This window comes from Rhodanobacter sp. KK11, from assembly GCF_033345435.1.
Taxonomy (GTDB): domain Bacteria; phylum Pseudomonadota; class Gammaproteobacteria; order Xanthomonadales; family Rhodanobacteraceae; genus Rhodanobacter.
The window spans coordinates 39,780-61,789 of record NZ_JAWPMI010000001.1 but is presented as its reverse complement, the minus strand read 5'-3'; the positions used below and the strand labels follow the sequence as shown (position 1 = coordinate 61,789).

Genomic DNA, 22,010 nt, shown 5'->3' with positions numbered 1-22,010 from the left:
CACGCACGGCGTTACCGAGTACCCGATGAACATCGACCCCGCTTCCCCCGATACCCCAGCCACCCCGCCCGTGCGCCACGAGTTCAAGTTCTCGCACGTCACCACCGGCCGCTACCTGCCCGTGCCGGGCAAGGCGCCGGGTTGGCCGTTCGCCGAGATCGGCCACTGGAAGACGGACGTGGACGGCTGCGTCGACGACTGGGTCCGCGAGCTCACCGACTGGCGCCGCGAGCACCTCGTGCGGATCGGCTACGACGACGCCAACTACCGTCGCCCCGAACTGCAGTGGGCTCAGCGCAATTTCGTGCACGCGCAGATGATGGTGGAGGATCGCTATTTCTACGATCCGGTCGCCGGCCGCTACACCGTCGACCGCTACCTGGACGACCTCGAGGCACGCTTCGGCGGCATCGACAGCGTGCTGATCTGGTTCGTCTACCCCAACATCGGCCTCGACGACCGCAACAAGACCGCCCTGGCGCACGACCTGCCCGGCGGCCTCGCCGGCCTGAAGAGCGCGGTGGACGACTTCCACCGCCGCGGCGTGCGCGTGTTCCTCCCCACCATGCCGTGGGACCACGGCACGCGCGAGCCGGAGCGGAACGACTGGCAGGCGATCGCCGAACTGGTTCGGGCGGTCGGCGCCGACGGCATCAACGGCGACACCTACAACGGCGTGCCGCGCGCGTTCTTCGACGCCTGCGACGCGCTCGGCTGCCCGGTGGTACTGCAGCCGGAATCCACCATCAGCGCCGAGGAGCAGCTGATCTGGAACGTGCAGAGCTGGGGCAAGAAGGCGCCGAACGAAGTGATCCCGCCGGTGGCCAAGTGGAAGTGGCTGGAGCCGCGCCACATGATCAACTACGAGAACCGCTGGGGCCGCGACCGCAACCACGACCTGCAATACATCTTCTTCAACGGCATCGGCTACAACGCCTGGGAAAACATCTGGGGCATCTGGAATCAGTTCACCCCGCGCGACGCGGAGACGCTGCGCCGGATCGCCAGCATCGAGCGGCAATTCGCCCCCGCACTGGTCAGCCGCGACTGGCGTCCCTACGAACGCACGCTGCAGGCCGGCGTGTTCGCCAGCCGCTTCCCCACCGACGGCTTCACGCTGTGGACGCTGGTCAACCGCAACGAGTACACGGTGGACGGCGAACAGATCGCGCTGCCGCACCATGACGGCACGCAGTACTACGACGCCTGGCACGGCGTGCCGCTGCAGCCGCGCCTCGACGGCGGCCGTGCGGTGTTCGACTTCGCGCTGGAAGGCCGCGGCTTCGGCGCGCTGCTGGCGCTCTCGCCCGGCGCCGCGCTCGACGGCCTCGACGCCTTCCTCGCGCGCATGCGCGAACGCGCCAAGGTGCCGCTCGGGTCGCTGTCGAACCAATGGCGTTCGCTGCCGCAGCAGCTGGTGCCGATCGCATCCACGCCGCCTGCCTTTGAGGCCCCGCCCGGCATGCTGGCGATTCCCGCCGGCACGTTCGACTTCGTGGTCGGCGGCGTCGAGATCGAAGGCCAGACCTGGGAAGGCAACGACGTGCAGTACCCGTGGGAGGACAGCGCCCGCCGCCACCACCGCCACCGCCTGCAGATGCACGCGTTCTTCATCGACCGCACGCCGGTGACCAATGCGCAGTTCCGCGAATTCCTCCAGGCCAGCGGCTGGCGCCCGCGCGACCCGCACAACTTCCTGCGCCACTGGATCGACGGCGCGCCGCCGCCGGGCTGGGAGCACAAGCCGGTGACCTGGGTGGCGATCGAGGACGCGCGCGCCTACGCCGCCTGGGCCGGCAAGCGCCTGCCGCACGAATGGGAATGGCAGTACGCCGCGCAGGGCCACGACGGCCGCCGCTACCCGTGGGGCAACGACTGGGATGCGTCGATGGTGCCCGCCGTCAACCGGGGCCGCACGCTGACCGCGCCGGCTGACGTCGACGCGCACCCGGCCGCGGCCAGCCCGTTCGGCGTGCTCGACCTGGTCGGCAACGTCTGGCAATGGACCGACGAATACGCCGACGAACACACCCGCGCCGCGATCCTGCGCGGCGGCAGCAGCTACCAGCCGCAGACCTCGCACTGGTACTTCCCGCAGGCCTACCGGCTCGACCAGCACGGCAAGTACCTGCTGATGGCGCCGTGCAAGGACCGCTCCGGCAGCGTCGGCTTCCGCTGCGTGGTGGACGCCGCCTGATGGCCGTGCCGGCGCCCGCCGTCGCCTTGCGCTGGCTGCTGCTCGCCACCTGCGCGATGCTGGCGGCCGGCTGCCATCGGGCTGCACCGAAGAAGATCGTGCTGATCGGCGGCGCCCCGAGCGAAGGACCGGCGCGCCACGACTACGGCAACGGCATCCGTCTGCTGGCCGGGTTCCTGCAGGCCACGGCCGCGGCGCAGCGCGGCGAGATCGCCGTCGCCAGCCACCCCGACGGCTGGCCAGCCGATCCCCACGCCTTCGACGGCGCCGCCGCGGTGGTGCTGTACTTCGACGGCGATGCGAAACATCCACTGCGCGACGCCGCACGCCGGCAGCAGTTCGAGGCGCTGATGCAGCGCGGCGCCGGGCTGGTCGCGCTGCACCAGGCGTCCACCGTGCCCGCCGGCGACGACAGCATCGGCCTGCAGCGCTGGCTCGGCGGCGCGCGCTTCGGCATGGTCGACCGCACCACCGAAACCACCCTGCTGCAGCCGGCGGCGCCGGCGCATCCGGTCACCCGCGGCGTGCAGACGTTCGCCTACCGCGACGAGTTCTACCCGACGATCCGCTTCGCCGCGTCCGGACGCATCACGCCGATCCTCACCGCCACGCTGCACGTGCAGTACCGCGACGGCAAGTCGGTCGTGGAGGATCAGCCCGAACTGGCCACAGTGGCTTGGGCCTACCAGCGTCCGGGCGGCGGGCGCTCCTTCGGCTTCAGCGGCGCCCATTACCTGGTGGCGCTGGATCAGCCGATGCTGCGGCGCACGCTGCTGAACGCGATGCTGTGGAGCGCGGGCCTGGACGTGCCGCCCGAAGGCGCGAGCGGCGGCGCGGGCGACGCCGCCACGCGCGTCGCCGAACGCGAACTGCGCGAGCGGCCGGCGCGCCGCGCAGCCGCGGACGCATCGGCCTTCCACCGCGACCCGCAACGCACCGGCTGGAACCCCGACGAAACCGTGCTGACCCCGGCCAGCGTCGCCGGCCCGTCGTTCGGGCTGCTGTGGGAGTCGCCGCCACTGGACGCGGTCGACGGGCAGGCGCCGCGACTGTACGCCTCGCCGCTGTACGTGGACCGCGTCACGATCAGCGCCGGCGAACACCAGGGCGAAACATTCGCGGTGGCGTTCGCGGCCAGCAGCAACGGCTACGTCTACGCCATCAACACCGAGCAGACCGGCGACGTCGCCGCCGGCCGCATCCTCTGGCGCACGCGCCTGGCAACGCCGTGCCGCCTGCAGCCTCAGCCGCTCGACGCCGTGCCGACCGGCGTGTTGAGCACGCCGGTCATCGACGTCGCCCACGATCGACTCTACGTCACCGGCTGCGATCCGCAGAACAGCTGGCAGGCCTACGCGCTGGATCTCGGCAGCGGCGCGATCCTGCCCGGCTGGCCGGTGCGCCTGGACGAAGCGCGCCTCAACGACGTCAACCGCAATGCCGGCCCGCGCCTGCTGCCGCCGACGCGGCGCTTCGACTTCCGCGTGCAGCGCGGCGCGCTGAACCTCAGCCCCGACGGTTCGCGCCTGTACGTCGTCTTCGGCGAAACCGAAACCGGCTGGCTGGTGTCCGTGGACACCGCGCAGGCAAAGGTCGACAGCGCGTTCGCCGCGGTCGCGCTGCCGCATCGCGGCAGCGGCGGCATCTGGGGCGCGGGCGGTCCCGCGGTCGATGACGCCGGCAATGTCTTCGTGGCGACCGGCAGCGGCTACGACGGCTTCGTCGACCAAGCCCACGACTGGACGCAATCGGTGCTGAAACTTTCCGACGCCGCACCGCACGGCCTGCGGCTGGAAGGCACCTACACGCCGTTCAACTACTGCGTGACGGCGAAGACGGACATCGACCTGGGTTCGGGCGGCGCCATCCTGCTGCCCGCCCTCGACGCCGCCGCCACCACGACGCCGCAGCTGCTGGTGGTCGGCGGCAAGCAGGGCAACGCCTATCTGCTCGACCGGGCGCGCATGCCGGGGCGACTCGACCGCCGCCCGCCGTGCAGCGAGGACGCCGCCGGCGACGGTTCGCTGCTTTCCCCGCAGCGCCAGCCGCCGTTCGCCGGGCGCGGTCCGCTGAACGTGTTCGGCCCGTACTCGGACAAGGACGCGTCGATGGATCTCGCGCGCGCGCGCTCGGTGCCGGCCGCGTTCCGCGGCGCCGACGGCACCGTGCACGTCTACATGACCGGCAATACGCGCCTGCGCGAAGGTTCGCCGGTCGGCATACCGCCGTCGCTGGTGCGGCTCGACGTGGCGACGGCGCCGGGAGAACCTGCCTGGCTGCGCATCGGCCGCACGCAGGACAGCGTGGTGTTCGGCAACCCCGGCTCGCCGGTGGTCAGCAGCCACGGCGCGCAGGACGCCATCGTCTGGGTGCTCGACGAAAACGCGAAGCGCTCCGCGCCGCTGGCCGGTGCCGACGCGCCGTCGCCGGTGCTGTACGCCTTCGACGCCGACAGCCTGCGCCTGCTGTGGAAGAGCGCACCCGGCACGCTGTTCACCAGCGGCAAGTACAACGAGCCACTGGTCGCGCGCGGACAAGTGCTGGTGGGCACCGACCGCATCCAGGCGTTCGGACTGGGCGGCCGCCAGCTCTCCCGCGCGCGCGGCGAGGCGGGGAAAACCGTGCCGGCCGCCATGCCCGCGAACGCCGCGCCGGCAGCGGGGCTCGACGGCCGCGCGATCTACCGGCAGCGCTGCGCGATGTGCCACGACCACCCGCAAGGCAACATTCCGTCGCGCGCCCGGATCGCTGCACGCCCGCGCGCCGAAGTCATCGAGGCGCTGACCCACGGGGTGATGCGCCCCCACGCCGCCGGCCTCAGCGTACAGGACATCGAGGCCGTCGCTGGAGCACTCAAGCCATGACACTCATACCCCCCCAACTGGGCGGCCTGCTCGGCGGGGCACTCGCCGCCAACTTGCGCGGCCGGCTCGCGCACTTCATCGTCGACGAACACAGCCCGGCGATCGCGCTGTTCGCGCCCGAGCGGCGCAGCGAAAACCGCGAGGGCGACTGGTACGGCGAGCACGCCGGCAAGTGGCTGGTCGCCGCGGCGAAGGCAGCCGCGCGCAGCGGCGATGCCGCGTTGCGCGCGAACGTGCTGCGCGTCGCCGACTACCTGGCATCGGTGCAGGAAGCGGACGGCTATCTCGGCACCTACGCGCCGGACCACCGCTTCATGCGCCCGCAGCCACCGAAGCCGGCCAGCTGGGACGGCGCCCCCAGCGTGCGCACCTGGGACATCTGGACGCACACCTACCTGCTTCTCGGCCTGCTCGAAGTGCATCGCCACTTTCCCGCGCCACGCTACCTCGACGCCGCGCGCCGGATCGGCGACCTGTGCTGGCGCACGCTGACCGACGGCGGCATCGACATCACCGAACTGGGCAACCATCACGGGCTGTCCGCGACGGTGCTGATGGACCCCGCCGTCGAGCTGTACTTCGCCACCGGCGAACCGCGTTACCTGGAACTCGCGCAGCGCGTGCTGCAGCAGGCGAACGGCCATCGCGAGCTGGCCCTGCTCACGCGCGCGCTGGAGAGCACGGACGTCTCGGCCATCGCCACCGGCAAGGCCTACCAGCTGGCCTGGAACCTGGTCGGCCTGGCCAAGCTGCACCGCGCCACCGGCAACGCGGACTACCGCCGCGCGGTGGAACTCGCCTGGCACAGCATCCGCGAGCACCATCTCACCCTGGGCGGCGGCCCGTGGGGCGGCGTGGCGCACCGCTCGCGCGAGGTGTTCAACCCGGCCGGCGTGTTCAGCCCGTACGGCTACGTGGAAACCTGCTCGTCGCTGGCGTGGATCCAGCTGAACCGCGAGCTGCTGGCGATCACCGGCGAGGCACGCTACGCCGAGGAGATCGAACGCACCGCCTACAACGACCTGCTCGGCGCGCAGGCGCCGAACGGCGAGGACTGGTGCTACTACGTGTTCCCGAACGGCAAGCGCGTGCACACCACTTACTGGCGCTGCTGCAAGTCCAGCGGCGCGATGGCGCTGGAGGAACTGCCCGCGCTCGCCTATGTACAGGATGCCGACGGCAGCGTCACGGTGAACCTCTACGGCCCCGGCGTAGCGCGCTTCGCGCTGGCCGGCGGCGGCGAGTTGCGTCTTGCCCAGCACACCGCCTACCCGTATCCCGACGACATCCGGCTGCGCCTCGCCGGTGCGCCGACGATGCGCTTCGCGCTGAAGCTGCGCATCCCGTCGTGGGCCACCGACGCCACGCTCGCGGTCAACGGCGAGGATGCCGGCGTCGCGCTCGTTCCGGGAAGCTACGCCGTGCTCGAGCGCGAATGGCACGACGGCGACGAACTGCTGGCACGCTTCCCGATGCAGCCGCGGCTGCACCGCGCAGTCAACCGCAACGTGCAGGAATCGCGCGCGCCGGACGGCAGCGAGGTGCGCCAGGAAGTGCTGCATTTCGAATACGCCGCGATCACCTGCGGCCCGCTGGTCTACGCCACCGGACTGATCGACGGCTTCAAGATCGAGGAAACCCTGCGCCTGCCCGCCGCGCCGCCGGAGCGATGGCTGGCGCTGCAAGGCGCGCCGGCCGACGGCGTACCGCGCATCGTGCTGGATCCTGGCTACCGCGCGCCGCTGGAGTTCACCCCGTACTTCGCCACCGGCGGCCGTGTCGACGGCAGCTGGCGGCTGAGCTGGCTGCCGCTGGCCCCGGAGCCGCCGGCGTGATCCGCCCGCCCTGCCGAACGGCAGCCGTCACACAAGAATTTGTGGCGCCAGAACATAGCCGCTTCGCCTGTTTCTTCACCAGGGCATGGTGCAGAGTGGCCCGCAGCACCCACCCCGACCCCGATGGACGCGCCGCGCATGGAAACCCCACCGCCTGAGTCGAAAGCCGCCCGCCCTGGCCCGTTGGCCGGCGTGCGCGTGCTGGACCTGAGCGCCTACATCGCCGGCCCGTACGCCTGCTCGCTGCTGGCCGACCAGGGCGCGGACGTGATCAAGGTCGAGCCGCCGGGCGGCGACAACCTGCGCCAGTACCCGTCCACCTTGCCCAGCGAGAGCCGCGCCTTCCTCGGCGTCAACCGCAGCAAGCGCGGCATCGTGCTCGACCTCAAGCGCGCGGGCGACCATGCCGTCCTGCTCAAGCTGGTGCGTGATGCCGACGTGCTGGTGCACAACTTCCGCCCGGGCGTGCCCGAGCGGCTCGGCATCGGCCACGAGCAGCTGAACCCGATCAATCCGCGGCTGGTCTATTGCGCGATCACCGGCTACGGCGACAGCGGCCCGCTGAAGGACAAGGCCGGCTACGACCAGGTGCTGCAGACCATGACCGGCATGTGCACGCTGCAGGGCAAGCGCGGCGGGCCGCCGGAGATCATCTACGGCTCGGTGGTCGACTACTACGCCGCGGCGCTGCTGGCCGCCGGCGTGTCGTCGGCGCTGTACGAGCGCGAGCGCAGCGGGCTGGGCCAGTTCGTCGGCGTCTCGCTGCTGCGCAGCGCGCTGACCATGCAGTCGGCGCGGATGATCTGGACCGAGGGCGAGTCGCTCGACATCGGCCGCGACATGCGCTCGGGCGGCGTCACCGGCATCCACCCCACACGCGAGGGCTGGATCTACATCTCGGCCAACACGCCGCGCTTCTGGAAGGCGCTGTGCGCGAAGACCGGCCTGGATGCGCTGGCCGCCGAGCCGCGCTACGACAGCGTGCGCAAGCGCGCGCAGCACTTCGCCGAGATCCTGCCGCAGCTGCACGCGGCGCTGGCCGCGCGCAGCGCGCTGGAATGGGAGGAGCTGTTCGGCGACGAGGTACCCTGCGCCGCCGCGCGCCGTATCGAGGACATGTTCGACCATCCGCAGGTGCAAGCGCAGGGCATCATCGACACCTTCGAGCATCCGGTGGTCGGCCGCTATCGCGGCGTGGCCCAGTCGATCCGCTTCGGCCGCACGCCGGGACCGGCGCCGTTCGCCGCGCCCGTGCTCGGCCAGGACACCGCGCAGGTGATCGCCGCGGTCGAAGCCGGCACGCCGATCGCCCCCAAACCGCGCGGCCGGCACAAGGCCTGATCACCGGCTCCCCGCGCGGCCGTTGGCCGCCCTGCAGGAACGCGCGTGGGCCAGCGGGGGTATCCGCCGCCATCGGGCTGCCCGCCTGAACCGGCCGCCGGCCCGATGCATCCGATTGGCCCCGTCCGTCGTATGCCATCGGCATGAAGCAGGCGCAACGGCCGGATCGTCCGGCAGTCGTCGCCGGCGGGAAGTTGCGTATGATGAATCCCCACCCAGCCGTTGCCGAGGTAGCGCCCTTCCGGGCGAAACGAGTCGTGGCCCCTCCCGCGAGCAACGCCGCCCCCGATGCGCAGTACTGGTCGATGCAGATGGCGGCCGTGTCGGCACAGCGCGACCGCGCCAGCTTCATGCGCATCTACGACCATTTCGCGCCGCGACTGCGGCGCTACCTGCGCAACCTGGGCGTGGCCGAGCCGCTCGCCGACGAGCTGGTGCAGGAAGCGCTGCTGACGCTGTGGCGCAAGGCCGGCCTGTTCGATCCGGCGCGGGCCAGCCTGGCCACCTGGCTGTACCGCGTGGCGCGCAATCTGTACATCGACCAGGTGCGGCGCGAGCCGCACTGGCTGCCGATCCAGGAGGGGCTGGACCGACTGGACCATGCCGAGTCCGACCGGCGCGACTCGACGCCCGAATCGCTGATCGACCAGGACGCCCTGAAGCAGGCGATCGACCGGCTCCCCGCCGCGCAGGCCAAGCTGGTGCGCATGTGCTACCTGGAAAGCAAGAGCCACAGCGAAATCGCGCGCGAGCTGGACATGCCGCTGGGCTCGGTCAAATCCTCGCTGCGGCGCGCCTTCGCGAAGCTGCAGGGCAGCATGGGGGGCGAGCGATGAAACCGAACCACCATCTCGACGATGCCACCCTGCTCAGCTATTCCGCCGGCGCGCTGCCGACGGCGCTGGCGGTGGTCGCCGCCACCCACCTGGAGCGCTGCGCGGCGTGCCGTGCGCGCCTGCTCGACGCCGACCGGATCGGCGGCGTGCTGATGCAGCAACAGCGCGTCGACACGCCGAGCGACGATGCGCGCGCCGCCATGCTGGCGCTGCTGGACGCCGAGCCGGCGACCGCAGCGGCGGCCATGCCGGCCGACCTTATGGAAGAAGCCGACCCGGACCGGCTGCCCGCCGCCCTGCAGCCGTGGTTCGGCCACTCGCTGCGCGCGCTGCGCTGGAAACGCGTGGCGCCCGGCGTGCAGCGCATCCGCGCCGGCGGCGTCACCGGCGGCGAGCTGATGCTGCTGCGCATCGCGCCCGGCAGCAAGTTGCCGCTGCACAGTCATGGCGGCAACGAGCTGACCGTGATCCTGGACGGCGCCTACGACGACATGCTCGGCCACTTCGGCCCCGGCGACGTGGCTGACCTGGATGGCCAGACGCTGCACCAGCCGGTGACCTCGCCGGGCGTGCCGTGCATCTGCGTGGCCGCGACCGATGCGCCGCTCAAATTCTCCGGCTGGGTCGCCCGCACGCTGCAGCCGCTGTTCGGTTTCTGAGCACCATGCTGTGCCGCCCAGGCGCGAGCCGATGAACACGGCGCTGGTGCTGTTCCGGCGCGACCTGCGCGTGGCCGACAATCCGGCGCTCGGCGCCGCGTGCGCCGCGCACGCACGGGTGCTGCCGGTGTTCATCCACGCGCCCGACGACGACGGCGAGTGGACGGCCGGCGCCGCCAGCCGCTGGTGGCTGCACCACTCGCTGGCCGCGCTCGAGCGGGAGCTGCGCGCGAACGGCGGCGGCCTGCACCTGCGCCGTGGCGACCCGCTGGAGGTGCTGCGCGAACTGATCCGCCACAGCGCGGCCAGCGCGGTGTACTGGAACCGGCGCTACGAACCGGCCGCGATCGCGCACGACACGCGGATCAGGAGCGCGCTGCAGGCCGAAGGCGTCGCGGTGCACAGCCACAACGCCGCGCTGTGGTGCGAGCCGTGGCAGCTCGCCACCCGCCAGGGCGAGCCGTACCGGGTGTTCACGCCGTACTGGCGCAGCCTGCGCCCGCAGCTGCAAGCGGTCGAGCCGCTGCCGGCACCACGCTTGCCAGGCTGGCGTGAGCTGCCCGACGGCCTATCGCTGGATGCGCTCGGACTGTTGCCGCGCATCGCGTGGGCCGGCGGCCTGGCCGAAAGCTGGCGACCGGGTGAAGCCGGCGCGCGCGAGCTGCTGGACATCTTCGCCGACGATGCCCTCGGCGACTACGCGCACGCGCGCGACCTGCCGGCGCGTCATGGCACCTCGCGCTTGTCGCCGCATCTGCACTTCGGCGAGATCTCGCCGCGGCAGATCCACTTCGCACTCGATCGCCGCGCCCGCGCCACCGACGCCAAACGCCGCCCCGACCTCGAGCCGTACCTGCGCGAACTGGGCTGGCGCGAGTTCGCCCATCACCTGCTGTATCACTTCCCGCATACGCCGACCGACAACTTCAATCCACGCTTCGACGGCTTCCCGTGGGCGCCCACCGATCAGGCCGTGCTGCAGCGCTGGCAGCGCGGCCGCACCGGCATCCCGCTGGTCGACGCCGGCATGCGCGAGCTGTGGCACACCGGCTGGATGCACAACCGCGTGCGCATGGTCGTGGCCAGCTTTCTCACGAAAAACCTGCGCCAGCACTGGCGCCACGGCGCGCGCTGGTTCTGGGACAGCCTGGTCGATGCCGACCTCGCCAACAACACGCTGGGCTGGCAGTGGGTGGCCGGTTGCGGCGCCGACGCCGCGCCGTATTTCCGCGTGTTCAACCCCGTCATCCAGTCGAAGAAGTTCGACCCCGACGGCAGCTATCTCCGCCGCTGGCTGCCGGAGCTGGCCGAAGCTCCCGCGAGCGTGCTGCACGAGCCGTGGAAGGACGAAGCGTTGCTCCGGCGCAGCGGCTATCCGGCGCCGATGGTCGATCTGGCGCAGTCGCGACAGCAGGCGCTGGACGCCTACGCGGCGCTTCCGGCCGGCGCGGGCGGCACCTCGAAGTAACCTCAGTCGCCGTGCCGGCGAAAGGAATCAGGCCGTCCATTTTCATCTTCAGCAGCCGGAGTCTCCATGCCTGAACTCGACCCTGCCGCCATTCCCGCCAGCCGTCGGCGTAAAGCGTTGGCATGGATCGCCATCGCGCTGATCGTCGCCGCGCTCGCCCTCGCCTTCGCCTGGGTCGCCGGCTGGCTGAGTCCCGGCCGCCTCACGCCACAGCGTTTCACCAACGCGATCGAAGCCGCCAACGGCCAGGTCTGGCGCGGGTTTCGCCGGGCTCACGCCAAGGGCGTCTGCGTGGCCGGCTACTTCGAGGGCAACGGACAGGGAACGGCGCTGTCGAGCGCGCGATTGCTCGCACCAGTGCGCACGCCGTTCGTCGGCAGGTTGTCGATCGGCGGCGGCTCGCCCTACGGCCTGGACGCCAGGGCGCGCGTGCGCAGCATGGCGCTCAGGCTCGACAGCGACGACGGCCAGCAATGGCGCATGGCGATGAACAGCTTTCCGTTCTTCGGCGTGTCCTCGGTCGAGGCGTTCTACGAGCAGACCCGCGCCAACACCCCCGATCCCGCCACCGGCAAGCCCGATCCGGTGCGCCAGGCGGCGTTTGCCAGGGCGCATCCGGAATTCGCCCGCTTCGCCGATTGGGCCGCCCACGCGCCCTGGTCCACCAGTTGGGCGAACACCACGTTCAACGGCGTCGACACCTTCCGCTTCGTCAACCGTGCCGGCGAGGTGCGCAACGTGCGCTGGTCGATGCAGCCGCAAACCCCGTTTGCCGAAATGACGCCGGAACAACGCGACCAGGCCGATGCCGATTACCTGGCCGAGGATCTGGCCGCGCGTCTGGCCAGGGGCAATCTGCGCTGGGACATGGTGGTGACGCTGGCGCAAGCCGACGACCCGGTGAACCCGTCGCAAAGCTGGCCGGAGGACCGCCCGCGGGTCACGGTCGGCACCGTGGTGGTGGAAAGCAGCAGCGCGCAGGCCACCGGCGCGTGCCGCGACATCAACTACGATCCGTTGGTGCTGCCCACCGGCGTGGAGGCTTCCGACGATCCGATCCTGGCGGCGCGTTCGGCCGTCTACTCGGTGTCGTTCAACCGCCGCCAGCACGACATCGCCAGCGGCGAGGCTGCCGCCGCCACCGGCCATGCCGCGACACGGGAGTCGGACCGATGAAGCGCGCCGGCAGCTCCGCCCATTTCAACCTGCTCGCCCGCGTGCTGCACTGGACGATGGCGCTGGCGATCCTGGCGATGCTCTTCGTCGGCGTCGGCATGGTCGCCTCGCTGAGCCTGCGTCCCGCCCTGGTCAGCCTGCATCGCCCGCTGGGCATCGCGATCCTGCTGCTGGTGGTGGTGCGCCTGGCCAATCGCCTGCGCCATCCGCCACCGGCGCTGCCGGCCGACCTGCCGGCGATCCAGAAGGCGGCAGCCCGGGCTTCGCACATCCTTCTGTATGCCTTGATGTTCGCCATGCCGCTGGTGGGTTGGGCCATGGTGTCGGCCGGCGGCTATCCGGTGACCATGCTCGGCGGGCTCAGCCTGCCGGCGATCGCACCGCACGACCCGGTGGTGTACGCCGTGCTGCGCACGGCCCATACCTGGCTGGCGCTGCTGCTGTTCGCCGTCGTGCTCATGCATCTGGCGGCGGCGCTGTACCACGCCTGGATACGTCGCGATGGCGTGTTCGCCAGCATGGCAGGCGGAGCGGGGCGGCACCGGAACGATATCCGCTCCTAGGCCGCTGACACCGCGCCTGGTGCGACCGGGCATCCAAAGGCGAACGTGCGCCGTATGAGCTGCATGTCGCGGTCCTGATCGCAGCAGACGAGGTTGCCCCGGGTGAAACGCCTGGTTGTCCTGACGCTCCCCGCTGCGTGGATGCTGCCCGCGTCGCCGGTACGTGCGCGTCAGGTCGATCCGATCCGGCCGGTGCACACCGCGGAGGTGGATCGCTACCTGGGCCGCTGGTACGTGATCGCCTCCATGCAGACGCGCCTCGGGCGCGACGGCTACAACGCGGTGGAAACCTTCCGGCGCAACGACGACGGCTCGCTCTGCATCTGGCTGCGCCAGCGCGCCGGAAGGTTCGACGCGCCGGCAAGGCTGTTCAAGTCGACCGCGAGCGTGATCGAGGGCAGCGGCCATGGCGAATGGCGCCTGCGCTTCTTCGCCTTCCTGAGCGCCCGATACCTGGTCGGCTGGCTGAAACCCGACGGCAGCCAGGCGATGGTGGTGCTTGCGCACTCGCCACCCGAACTGGAACAGCCTCTGCACGGTGTTCCCGTTCATGCCCAGCAACCACGCCACCGTGCGGAAGCCGAACGGCTTTTGGCGGCGGCGTCGGCCGCTGTAGGCGGACCGTTGAAGACCGGCACACGGCATGACCAGCGGAAAGGCAACTGGACATGGCCTCTTGCGCAATCCTGCGACGGAATCCTCCCAAGCCGGGGAGCAGGGGACGCGAGACCAGCCGGGCTCCCCCGTACGCCTGCCGGGGACCGTTCGTGACCGGCCCCCGGGCGGATAACAGGAGCGGCGCCTAAAAGCGGTAGCGCAGATTCAGGCCGAAGCGGCGGCCGTCCCGCAGCGGATAGTTGAAACCACGTGCGACACGATTGACCAGGCCGCTGCCCGGGGCAATAGGCGGCAGCGGATGGGCATTGTCGAGGTAGCGCACGACCGACGTGGGGGCGTCGTCATTGGTCAGGTTGCGGACATAGAGGGAGACGTCGGTTTTCCCGGCCTCGATACCGAAGCGCAGGTTCAGCTGGCGCGAATCGCCCGTGCTGGCCAAGTTGTAGGCCTGATCGAACTTGCCCTCGCCATAGGCGAAGTCGGCGCGCAGGTAGCTGTTCCAACCGTTGGACAACTTGTGGTTGTAGCGTGCGTAGAGGGTGTATTCGTTCTTGGAGGTGTTGGGCGTACGCCGCCCGGCCATCGAGGGGTCGCCAAACAACGCAGCACCTTCGTCATCGTCGAATTTCTTGAAGCGGGCATCGATGTACGAGTACGTGAATCCGGTGAACAGATTCTCCGTCAGCGCCAGATCCATCACGTATTCCAGGCCCTGGATCTTGGTCTTGCCCACGTTGATGCTGTAGGTGATCGAGCTGTTGTCGGTGTGGGTATACGAATCGGTCAACTGCTGATCGGTCCAGTCGATGGAGTAGAACGCCAGGTTCATGTTCATGCGGCCATCGAACAAGGTGTTCTTCACGCCCAGCTCGTACGTCCAGTTCTTCTCTTCGCCCACGCTGATCTTGTCCGGAGGCAGGCGCGGATCGGCGTTCACGCCACCGGGCTTGTTGCCCTTGGCCACCACGGCGTAAAGCATGCTCTCTGGCGTGACGAACCAGTCCAGCGTGAAACGTGGCGTGACGCTGTCGTTGGTGGCCTTGTAGACACGCCCCAACTCGTCGCCGAAGGACAGCTTGTCCTGGGCGTAGCGCAGTTCCACCGAGCTGGTCAGGGTGTCGCTGATCTTGTAATTCAACGCGCCGAATACGGCGTGGTTTTTCACGTAGGTGCGGCCCAGGTCAACGTCCTTGGTCTTGCCGGCGGTGAACTGCGCGTGCTGGCGGCTGGCCTCCAGATCGCGGTGGTAATAGAACACTCCGGCCAACCAGCTTAGGCGCTCGCTGGAGGGGGATTCCAGGCGCAGCTCGGTGGACCACTCGCGACGGTCGCGTATCTCGCGCCGCATGTTGGTCGTGGTGCGATTGGCGTTCAGGTAGTCGGAGTCGTAGCCGTACTTTTCCGCGGTATTGAAGAAGCCGGTGTTCGAGCTCAGCGAATAGCCGTTGCCCAGGTCGTACTCCAATCCGGCCATCAGCCGGGTGGTCTCGCGTCGCAGGCCTTCTTGGCCCAGCAGCGCCGCGCGGTTCACGTTGACCGTGTCCTCGGGCTTGATGTCACCGCAGTAGTACTGGCGGTACCTGTCCAGAAAGCAGTTGTTGTGGAAGCGATCCTGCAGGCCAGTCGCCGCCAAGCCGTCGTCGTCCTTGTTGAAACCGCCACTGAAGGTGGCATTCAGACGCTCGCCACGGTATTCGAGCGAGCCGTTCAGACCCACCGAATGTTCCTGGCCAACCTTCTTGCCGTCGAACCGGTTGACGTGCTCGCCGCCGAAGTCGTAATAGCGGGCGTGCGCGGTGTAGAAAAGATGGTTGCCGGCCAGCGGGCCACGCGACATGAAGTTGACGTCGTAATCGTTGTACTGGGCGATACGCGCGCTGAGCTCGTTCTGGACCGTGTCGGTCGGCCGCTTGGTGATGTAGTTGATGGCGCCGGCGAAGGTGGAGCGGCCAAACAGGGCCGACTGCGGGCCCTTGATCACTTCCACGCGTTCCACCGTTTCCATCGGGAACGAGAGCATGTTGTTGGAATACAGGATGCCGTCGACGAAGAACGCGACGTTGGATTCCGAACCGATGCTGGACATGCCGCGGATCACCGGGCGGGTGCCGCCATTTTGCGCACCGTAGCGGTTGCCGAGTTTCTCGAACTGGAAGCCCGGAGTGGCCACGCTGATGTCGTTCAAATCCTGGATGCCGCGCTCGGCCATCTCTACGGCACCGATCGCCGTGATGGTGACGGGGGTGACCTGCAGCAGCTCTTCCTTCTTGCGCGACGTGACAACGAGGCCTTCGAGCGTGACTGCCGACGACTGCGATTTCTTGTCATCGATCTTGTCCTCCTCGCCGGCCGTCGCGTCTTGCGCAAACACGCCGGTGGGCAAGGGCATCAAGGCCATCAAGGCACTCGCAATCAACCGCTTCTTGAAGTGTGCACTGACAACGCGACGTTGGTTGAACTTCATTTGGATGTGCTCCTGATGATCGGCTTCTGGCGGATCAAGCGGTTGGCGAACGAGCCCCTGGACTCGATGACGTACGTCTCGAACTAGAAATGTTCTATTGATATATAAACATGTCTACGTGTTGATATTACCGAATAGTTTTGTCATTGCAAGCTCCCTGTTCCGCGCTTTTCTGCGGAATTCAACTAGCTGAAACGATTGGGCTTTCTAGGATCTCGAGGCGAACCAGCAGGCAATCTGATGGTCGCCGCCGGCCAAGGCCGGCTCTTGCTGGCAGCGGGCACCCACCGAACTGCAGCGCGGACTAAACGCGCAACCCGGGGGAAAGGCTCCGGCCACCGGCGGAGAACCCGCAATCGGCACCAGGCAGGGGCGGTCCGGATCGAAGTCCGGCGCCGCCGCCAGCAAACCACGTGTGTAGGGATGCCCGGGGGCGCCGAGGATCGAATGGATCGGCCCGTACTCGACGATGGTGCCGCCATACATGATGGCGATGTTCTGGCACACGGTCGCCGCCACGCCCAGGTCGTGGGTGATCATCAGCAACGCCACCTTCTGCGCCAGTTGCCCGCTGAGCATGTCCAGAATCTCGGCCTGCACCGTGGCGTCGAGCGCGGTGGTCGGTTCGTCGGCGACGATGACAGTGGGTTCGGTGACCAGCGCCAGCGCGATCAGCACACGCTGTTTCATGCCGCCGCTGAGCTGATGCGGAAACCGCTCCAGCACCACCTGTTGCAGGCCGACACCAGATAGAACGTGAGCAATGCGATCGCGCCGCTCGGCCTTGCTGACCACGCAATGCCGAACAAGCACTTCGTCGAAAATCCGCCCGATACGGCGCACCGGGTTGAGTGCGCTCATCGGGTCCTGCGGAATGAAACTGACGATGCCGCCACGCACGCGGCGCAACTGGGCGTCGCTGGCGCCCACCACATCGATGCCATCGATGCGGATGGAGCCGGCGGACACGAAGGTCGGCGGCGGCAGCAGGCCAAGCAGGCTGCGCGCCGTCAGCGACTTGCCGGTACCCGACTCGCCAACCAGGGCAAGCCGTTCGCCGACGGCCACGCTGAGCGACACGCCGCGAACGATCTCGATCAGCTGGCCGCGTTTGCGGTGCGCGATGTGGAGGTTCTCCACCACCACGCCGGTACGCGCGCCATGGGCCGTAGCGGTATCCATCATGCGTTCCCCATCTCGCCGGGAAAATGACAGGCCACGCGATGTCCACCGCCCGGCGGCGGCTGCAGTGCCGGCTTCTCCGTGCGACAGCGCGCGCGTGCGATCGGGCAGCGCGTGTGGAAGGCACAGCCGGACGGCGGGTCGATCGGCGACGGCGGCTCACCCTTGAGGATGATGCGTTTGCGCTGCAACTCGTCCATGCGTGCCACCGGCGTCGCCGAACGCAACGCGGCGGTGTAGGGATGTTGCGGTTCGCGCGACACCACATCGGCTGGACCGGTTTCCACCACTTCGCCCAGGTACATCACGGCGACCCGGTCGGCGATGCGTGACACCAGCGGCAGATCGTGGCTGATGATGAGATAGGTCAACGCCTGTTCCACGCGCAGGCGTTCGAGCAGATGCACTACCTGCGCCTGTACCGACACGTCCAGCGCCGATACCGGCTCGTCGGCGCAGATCAGCTGCGGCTTCAGCAACAGGATGCGGGCCAGCGCGATGCGCTGCAATTGACCACCGGAGAAATCGCGCGGGTAGCGGTCCAGCGCCTCCGCCCCCAGGCCCACCGAGGCCAGTTGGGCGCGCATGTCGGCTTCCACCTCGCGCATGTCCGATGCAAGACGATTGGCCTGCATCGGCTCCCAGAAAATGCGGCGGATGGTATGCCGCGGGTTGAGGCTGGGCAGCGGCTCCTGGAACAGCAGTTGCACGCCGCGACGGATCTGCCGCCAGTGCTCGCCCGGCGCATGCACATCGATGCCACGAAAGCGGACCGAGCCGGCGCTGGGCTGGTACATGCCGCAGATTGCGCGCACCAGGCTGGACTTGCCGCAACCCGATTCGCCAACGATGGCGAACACGGCCCCTTCGTTGATGGTGAGCGAAACGTCACGCACCGCCTGCAGGCGGCGACCACCCACCGGGAAAGTCACGTGCAGCCCGGCGACTTCCAGCAGCGGCGTGGTTGCCGTCTTCGGCCGCGGATGTGGCGGCAAAGTCGCTTCGCCGGTAGCGCTCATCGGTCGGTGCCGTGGCTGGAGGGGATGGGCATGGCGCGGGTTCTCCTTGCGGGGGCGTCAGCTGTCGGCGCTGCGGCGGTTGGCACGCGTGCCGGCGGCCAACTCGTCGCCGATCAGGTTGGCCAGCACCACGGTCCACGCGATGGCCAGGCCCGGGCCGATCAGCAGCCACGGCGCGCGGGTCATCTCGGCGCGGGCCTCGGCCAGCATCGAGCCCCACTCCGGCACACCCAGCCCCGGCCCCAGGCCGAGGAACGAGAGGCCTGCGGTGGAGATCAGCAAGCTGGCGAACTGGAACGCGGTGACTACCGAGAGCGTCGGCGCGATGCCGGGCAGGATGTGGAACAGGATGATGCGCAAGCGGCTCACGCCGAACAGGCGCGCTGCAGATACGTATTGCAGCACCTCGACCCCACGCCCTTGTGCCAGCGTTACCCGGGTGAACGACGGCCAGTAGAAAACGCCCAGCGCGATCGCCAGCGTCAGATTGCCTCGGCCGAGGATGCCGACCATCACGATGGCCAGCACCAGCGACGGAAAGGCGATGGTGAGGTCGACCAGACGCCCGACCAGCGCACGCACCCAGGCCGGACCGACCACCGCGAGCAGGCCCAGGCCGATGCCGATGCTGCCCGCGATCGCGGTCGCCAGCGCGGCGATGATCAAGGTGTAGCGGGTGCCGACCAGCAGCCGCATCAAGGTGTCGCGGCCGAGTCCATCGGTACCCAGCAGATGGCCTTCCGTGCCCGGCGGCAGCAGGCGGCGGCTGAGGTCGCGCCGACTGGCCAGCTCGTCCAGGCCACCCCAGCCGAACACGCTGAACAGCACCAGGATCGCGGTCAACACGCCGGCCACGACGATGATGATGCGGCGCCACGGCCACTCCGCGATCGGCCGGCGGGCGGCCTGCGCGACCTTGGCTTCGCCGGCGGCGCCGGCCGCGCTGACCGGGCTCATGCGCGCGCCTCCCGCTTGAGCCGCGGGTCGATGACCTCCATGAGCCGGTCGGTGCCCCAGTTGACCATGAACACCATGATCGTGGTCAGCACCACCACCGCCTGCACCACCGGGAAGTCGAGCAGCAGCACCGAGTCGAGCAGCAGCCGCCCGACACCCGGCCAGCTGAAGATGGTTTCGGTGATGATGATGCCGTTGACCAGCCCGGCCACCTGGGTGCCGATCAGGGCGGTGGCACCGAGGATCGCGTTGGGGAACGCATGCCGGATTACCTGCGTCGAGTAGCGCGCGCCCTGCGCGCGCGCCATCACCACGTAGTCTTCCTGCATGGCTTCGGCCACGTTCACCGCGATCACGCGGGCCAGCTTGGGCGCCAGGAACGAGGCCACCGTCAACGACGGCAGCACCCAGCTCAGGCCCGACTCGTTGCCCACGCTGGGAAAGAAGTGGTACTTCACCACCAGCAGCTGGATCAGGAACAGCGCCACCACATAGCCCGGCACGCCCTGCATCACGAAGATGAAGATGTCCAGCGCCTTGCGCATCCTCGGTGCCAGTTGGGTGCCCAGAAACGTGCCCAGCGGAATTGAGATCGCCAGGTTCATCGCCATCCCGGTCGCGGCCAGGAACAGGGTCGAGGGAATGCGCTGCCAGACGATCGCGAGGGCGTCGCGGCCTTCCACCCACGACACCCCGAAGTCGAGCTGCGCCGCGTTGGCCAGAAAGGTGAAGTACTGCACATACAACGGCTGATCCAGGCCGTACTTGGTGCGCAGCAGCGCCAGCGCATCCAGGTCGCCCGACTCGCCGGAAAGCACCACCGCCGGGTCGCCGGTCAGGCGCACCAGGAAGAACAGCAGAGTCACCGTCACCAGCAGCAGCGACAGCAGTTGCAACGACAGCAGGCCGGTGGATTTCAGGACGCTCAAGCCCCTGTCGACGAACGCCGCCAACAACCTCCGCGCCGGGACGTCGTGGTGCCTGTCGATCCGCCCGTCGGCGGTTTTCTGTGGGGCTGGGTGCTTATTCAAGGTCGAGTCGATCCCATCGCACGATGAGGTTCTGCACGTCGTAGTCCTTCACGCCGATCAGACCGGTGACCGCCATCAACTCGTGCAGCAGGATGGCGGGAGGGTCGTCCAGCAGCATCTGGTTGGCGGCCGCCATCATCTGCGCCCGCCGCTGCGGGTCCATTTCCACCGATCGCGCATTGATCAGGTCGGACACTTCGCGCTGGCAGAACGGCGGCTTGGCACGATCGCAGGACAGGTACTGCCAGATGCGGCTGATATCGAACAACGGCCCGATCCCGGTGGCCCAGGTGTACATGTCGCCCTTCCAGTTGCCGGTGAGCAGGTTGGCGCGCCAGCGCTCGAACTCGACCGTGTTCAGGGTCACTTCGACCCCGATGTCCTGCAGGTCAGCGGCGACCGCCTCGAACACCAGCCGATCGGTATTGGTCGAGGCCAGGGTGTCCACGTCCAACTTGAAGCCCTTCGGGTAACCCGCCTGCGCCAGCAGGCGCCGGGCCAGCGCGGGGTCATAGGTGACCGGCTCGATGCTCGGATCGAATCCCTCCATCGCACGGATGCCCAACTGCGTGGAAATCGGTGCGTCGGCAAGCAGGTATTTGACGATGTCCTTGCGATTGACGGCGTGGTTGAGCGCCCGCCGCACCAGCACCGACTTCAGCGGCGAGCCTTCCTTGACGATGAACACCATCAGCCGCGAGCGCGGCTCGGCCACCTGGATCATGCGGATGCCGGCGGCGCCCAGGTCGGCGATGTCGTCGGGAGACAGGTACTGGGCAATATGCACCTGGCGCGATTCGATGGCCTGCCGCCGCGCCGTCATGTCGGGAATCTCGACGAAGTCGACGCCGGCCAGCCGCGGCGGATTCCATGCGTGCGGGTTGACCCGGGTACGCACGATGCCGACGCCCCAGTCGGTGACCATGAACGGGCCGGTTCCGACCGGCTTGCGGGCGAACTCGCGCGGCCCGACCTTGGCGAAATATTCCGGCGGCAACGGATAGAACTGCGCCAGCCGCCGGGGCAGCAACGGATCGGGCGCGTAGGTGGTGATCTCGATCGTGTGTGAATCGACGATGCGCGCACCGGCCACCGTCGGCAGCAGGCTGTTGCGCACCAGGTTGGTCGCGCCGTAACCAAACAGCACGTTGTCCACCGAGCTTTGCACCGCGCGCGCGTCGAAAGGCTCGCCGTTGGAGAACTTCACCCCTTCGCGCAGCTTGAAATGCCAGGTGCGGTCGTCGACCAGGGTCCAGCCGGTCGTCAGCCACGGCTGGGTCTGACCGTCGTTGTCGATGAAGGTGAGCGCGTCGAAGAAGGCCGGCCAGATGTCGACGGATGGCTGGCCACTGTGCGCCGCGATGTCGGCGAAAGCGGGCGGAAGGCGCCGCATGGCCACCCGCACGATCCGCGGTTCGCTGCTGCCGACCGGCGGCAGAGGTGTGCCGTCGACCTGGCCCCGGTCGCACGCCCCCAGCAACAGCACCGACAGCAGCATCAGGGCCCGCAGGCAAGGCGCCAGCCAACGGGCTGGAGATCTGGAAACACGGATCGACTTGTTCAGACAGCTACCCCTCCACCACGCACGCTGACAGGCGGTTGATCTGGACTGATTTTCGGCAAACGGTTCACGCAACTACCTGAACACGCGGCCTGTTAAAAGTTCTATAGTTATGACCATGTAATAATATAAGTTCATGTTTATTTGAAACGAGGGCTCAGGTCAACAGCTTTTCATTCCTCGACGTCTTCAGGCGGCCTGCCTGCCGCCATCTGCCGCGGATGGATCCACAAATCACC

16 protein-coding genes are annotated in these 22,010 nt (G+C 68.7%); 10 read left to right on the top strand and 6 right to left on the bottom strand.

Going from position 1 to position 22,010, the window contains the following annotated elements; genetic code table 11:
- The first annotated feature begins 25 nt into the window (after window positions 1-25).
- The 10 genes from R5H19_RS00265 to R5H19_RS00220 all read left to right on the top strand — a co-directional run bounded on the left by R5H19_RS00265 (window position 26) and on the right by R5H19_RS00220 (window position 13,710).
- Complete coding sequence (locus R5H19_RS00265) at window positions 26-2,197, top strand: formylglycine-generating enzyme family protein (RefSeq protein WP_318156973.1); 2,172 nt, start codon at window positions 26-28, stop codon at window positions 2,195-2,197.
- Window positions 2,197-5,061: a ThuA domain-containing protein gene (locus R5H19_RS00260; RefSeq protein ID WP_318156972.1), complete on the top strand. Its 2,865-nt coding sequence runs from the start codon at window positions 2,197-2,199 to the stop codon at window positions 5,059-5,061. The genes R5H19_RS00265 and R5H19_RS00260 overlap by 1 nt, the downstream gene beginning before the upstream one ends.
- Window positions 5,058-6,896 carry a beta-L-arabinofuranosidase domain-containing protein gene (locus R5H19_RS00255; RefSeq protein WP_318156971.1) on the top strand — a complete coding sequence of 613 codons (1,839 nt, stop codon included), beginning with the start codon at window positions 5,058-5,060 and terminating at the stop codon, window positions 6,894-6,896. The genes R5H19_RS00260 and R5H19_RS00255 overlap by 4 nt, the downstream gene beginning before the upstream one ends.
- A 138-nt stretch (window positions 6,897-7,034) precedes the next feature.
- Window positions 7,035-8,237 carry a CoA transferase gene (locus tag R5H19_RS00250; protein ID WP_318156970.1) on the top strand — a complete coding sequence of 401 codons (1,203 nt, stop codon included), beginning with the start codon at window positions 7,035-7,037 and terminating at the stop codon, window positions 8,235-8,237.
- A gap of 257 nt (window positions 8,238-8,494) precedes the next feature.
- On the top strand, window positions 8,495-9,073 hold the full coding sequence (locus tag R5H19_RS00245; RefSeq protein WP_318156969.1) for a sigma-70 family RNA polymerase sigma factor: 579 nt from the start codon (window positions 8,495-8,497) through the stop codon (window positions 9,071-9,073).
- Entirely contained in the window at window positions 9,070-9,732 is a 663-nt protein-coding gene (locus R5H19_RS00240; protein WP_318156968.1) for a ChrR family anti-sigma-E factor, read from the top strand. Before R5H19_RS00245 ends, R5H19_RS00240 begins: the two co-directional genes overlap by 4 nt.
- 31 nt (window positions 9,733-9,763) lie before the next feature.
- Entirely contained in the window at window positions 9,764-11,200 is a 1,437-nt protein-coding gene (locus R5H19_RS00235; RefSeq protein WP_318156967.1) for a deoxyribodipyrimidine photo-lyase, read from the top strand.
- 66 nt (window positions 11,201-11,266) lie between these two features.
- Window positions 11,267-12,376, top strand: coding sequence for a catalase family peroxidase (locus R5H19_RS00230; protein ID WP_318156966.1), 1,110 nt, complete (start codon window positions 11,267-11,269; stop codon window positions 12,374-12,376).
- On the top strand, window positions 12,373-12,939 hold the full coding sequence (locus R5H19_RS00225) for a cytochrome b (RefSeq protein ID WP_318156965.1): 567 nt from the start codon (window positions 12,373-12,375) through the stop codon (window positions 12,937-12,939). Before R5H19_RS00230 ends, R5H19_RS00225 begins: the two co-directional genes overlap by 4 nt.
- 102 nt (window positions 12,940-13,041) lie before the next feature.
- Window positions 13,042-13,710, top strand: coding sequence for a lipocalin family protein (locus R5H19_RS00220; RefSeq protein ID WP_318156964.1), 669 nt, complete (start codon window positions 13,042-13,044; stop codon window positions 13,708-13,710).
- 31 nt (window positions 13,711-13,741) lie between these two features.
- On the opposite strand, the gene R5H19_RS00215 is transcribed toward R5H19_RS00220, so the two are convergent.
- From R5H19_RS00215 to R5H19_RS00190, 6 genes are all read right to left on the bottom strand, one after another.
- Complete coding sequence (locus R5H19_RS00215) at window positions 13,742-15,955, bottom strand: TonB-dependent receptor (protein WP_318156963.1); 2,214 nt, start codon at window positions 15,953-15,955, stop codon at window positions 13,742-13,744.
- 273 nt (window positions 15,956-16,228) lie between these two features.
- Window positions 16,229-17,203: an ABC transporter ATP-binding protein gene (locus R5H19_RS00210; RefSeq protein WP_318156962.1), complete on the bottom strand. Its 975-nt coding sequence runs from the start codon at window positions 17,201-17,203 to the stop codon at window positions 16,229-16,231.
- Complete coding sequence (locus R5H19_RS00205) at window positions 17,203-18,222, bottom strand: oligopeptide/dipeptide ABC transporter ATP-binding protein (protein ID WP_318156961.1); 1,020 nt, start codon at window positions 18,220-18,222, stop codon at window positions 17,203-17,205. The genes R5H19_RS00210 and R5H19_RS00205 overlap by 1 nt, the downstream gene beginning before the upstream one ends.
- Before the next feature lie 57 nt (window positions 18,223-18,279).
- Window positions 18,280-19,179, bottom strand: a complete 900-nt coding sequence (locus R5H19_RS00200; protein WP_318156960.1) for an ABC transporter permease — start codon at window positions 19,177-19,179, stop codon at window positions 18,280-18,282.
- Window positions 19,176-20,108: an ABC transporter permease gene (locus R5H19_RS00195; protein ID WP_318156959.1), complete on the bottom strand. Its 933-nt coding sequence runs from the start codon at window positions 20,106-20,108 to the stop codon at window positions 19,176-19,178. Before R5H19_RS00195 ends, R5H19_RS00200 begins: the two co-directional genes overlap by 4 nt.
- 94 nt (window positions 20,109-20,202) lie before the next feature.
- Window positions 20,203-21,708, bottom strand: coding sequence for an ABC transporter substrate-binding protein (locus tag R5H19_RS00190; RefSeq protein ID WP_318156958.1), 1,506 nt, complete (start codon window positions 21,706-21,708; stop codon window positions 20,203-20,205).
- Window positions 21,709-22,010 lie beyond the last annotated feature (302 nt).

What these genes read in the sequence shown, in the direction of transcription:
- R5H19_RS00205 (WP_318156961.1), bottom strand. Translation starts at nt 18,222, where the DNA reads ATGAGCGCTACCGGCGAAGCGACTTTGCCGCCACATCCGCGGCCGAAG.
- R5H19_RS00250 (WP_318156970.1), top strand. Translation starts at nt 7,035, where the DNA reads ATGGAAACCCCACCGCCTGAGTCGAAAGCCGCCCGCCCTGGCCCGTTG.
- R5H19_RS00255 (WP_318156971.1), top strand. Translation starts at nt 5,058, where the DNA reads ATGACACTCATACCCCCCCAACTGGGCGGCCTGCTCGGCGGGGCACTC.
- R5H19_RS00260 (WP_318156972.1), top strand. Translation starts at nt 2,197, where the DNA reads ATGGCCGTGCCGGCGCCCGCCGTCGCCTTGCGCTGGCTGCTGCTCGCC.
- R5H19_RS00215 (WP_318156963.1), bottom strand. Translation starts at nt 15,955, where the DNA reads ATGGCCTTGATGCCCTTGCCCACCGGCGTGTTTGCGCAAGACGCGACG.
- R5H19_RS00240 (WP_318156968.1), top strand. Translation starts at nt 9,070, where the DNA reads ATGAAACCGAACCACCATCTCGACGATGCCACCCTGCTCAGCTATTCC.
- R5H19_RS00235 (WP_318156967.1), top strand. Translation starts at nt 9,764, where the DNA reads ATGAACACGGCGCTGGTGCTGTTCCGGCGCGACCTGCGCGTGGCCGAC.
- R5H19_RS00210 (WP_318156962.1), bottom strand. Translation starts at nt 17,203, where the DNA reads ATGGATACCGCTACGGCCCATGGCGCGCGTACCGGCGTGGTGGTGGAG.
- R5H19_RS00230 (WP_318156966.1), top strand. Translation starts at nt 11,267, where the DNA reads ATGCCTGAACTCGACCCTGCCGCCATTCCCGCCAGCCGTCGGCGTAAA.
- R5H19_RS00265 (WP_318156973.1), top strand. Translation starts at nt 26, where the DNA reads ATGAACATCGACCCCGCTTCCCCCGATACCCCAGCCACCCCGCCCGTG.
- R5H19_RS00225 (WP_318156965.1), top strand. Translation starts at nt 12,373, where the DNA reads ATGAAGCGCGCCGGCAGCTCCGCCCATTTCAACCTGCTCGCCCGCGTG.
- R5H19_RS00190 (WP_318156958.1), bottom strand. Translation starts at nt 21,708, where the DNA reads ATGCTGCTGTCGGTGCTGTTGCTGGGGGCGTGCGACCGGGGCCAGGTC.
- R5H19_RS00200 (WP_318156960.1), bottom strand. Translation starts at nt 19,179, where the DNA reads ATGAGCCCGGTCAGCGCGGCCGGCGCCGCCGGCGAAGCCAAGGTCGCG.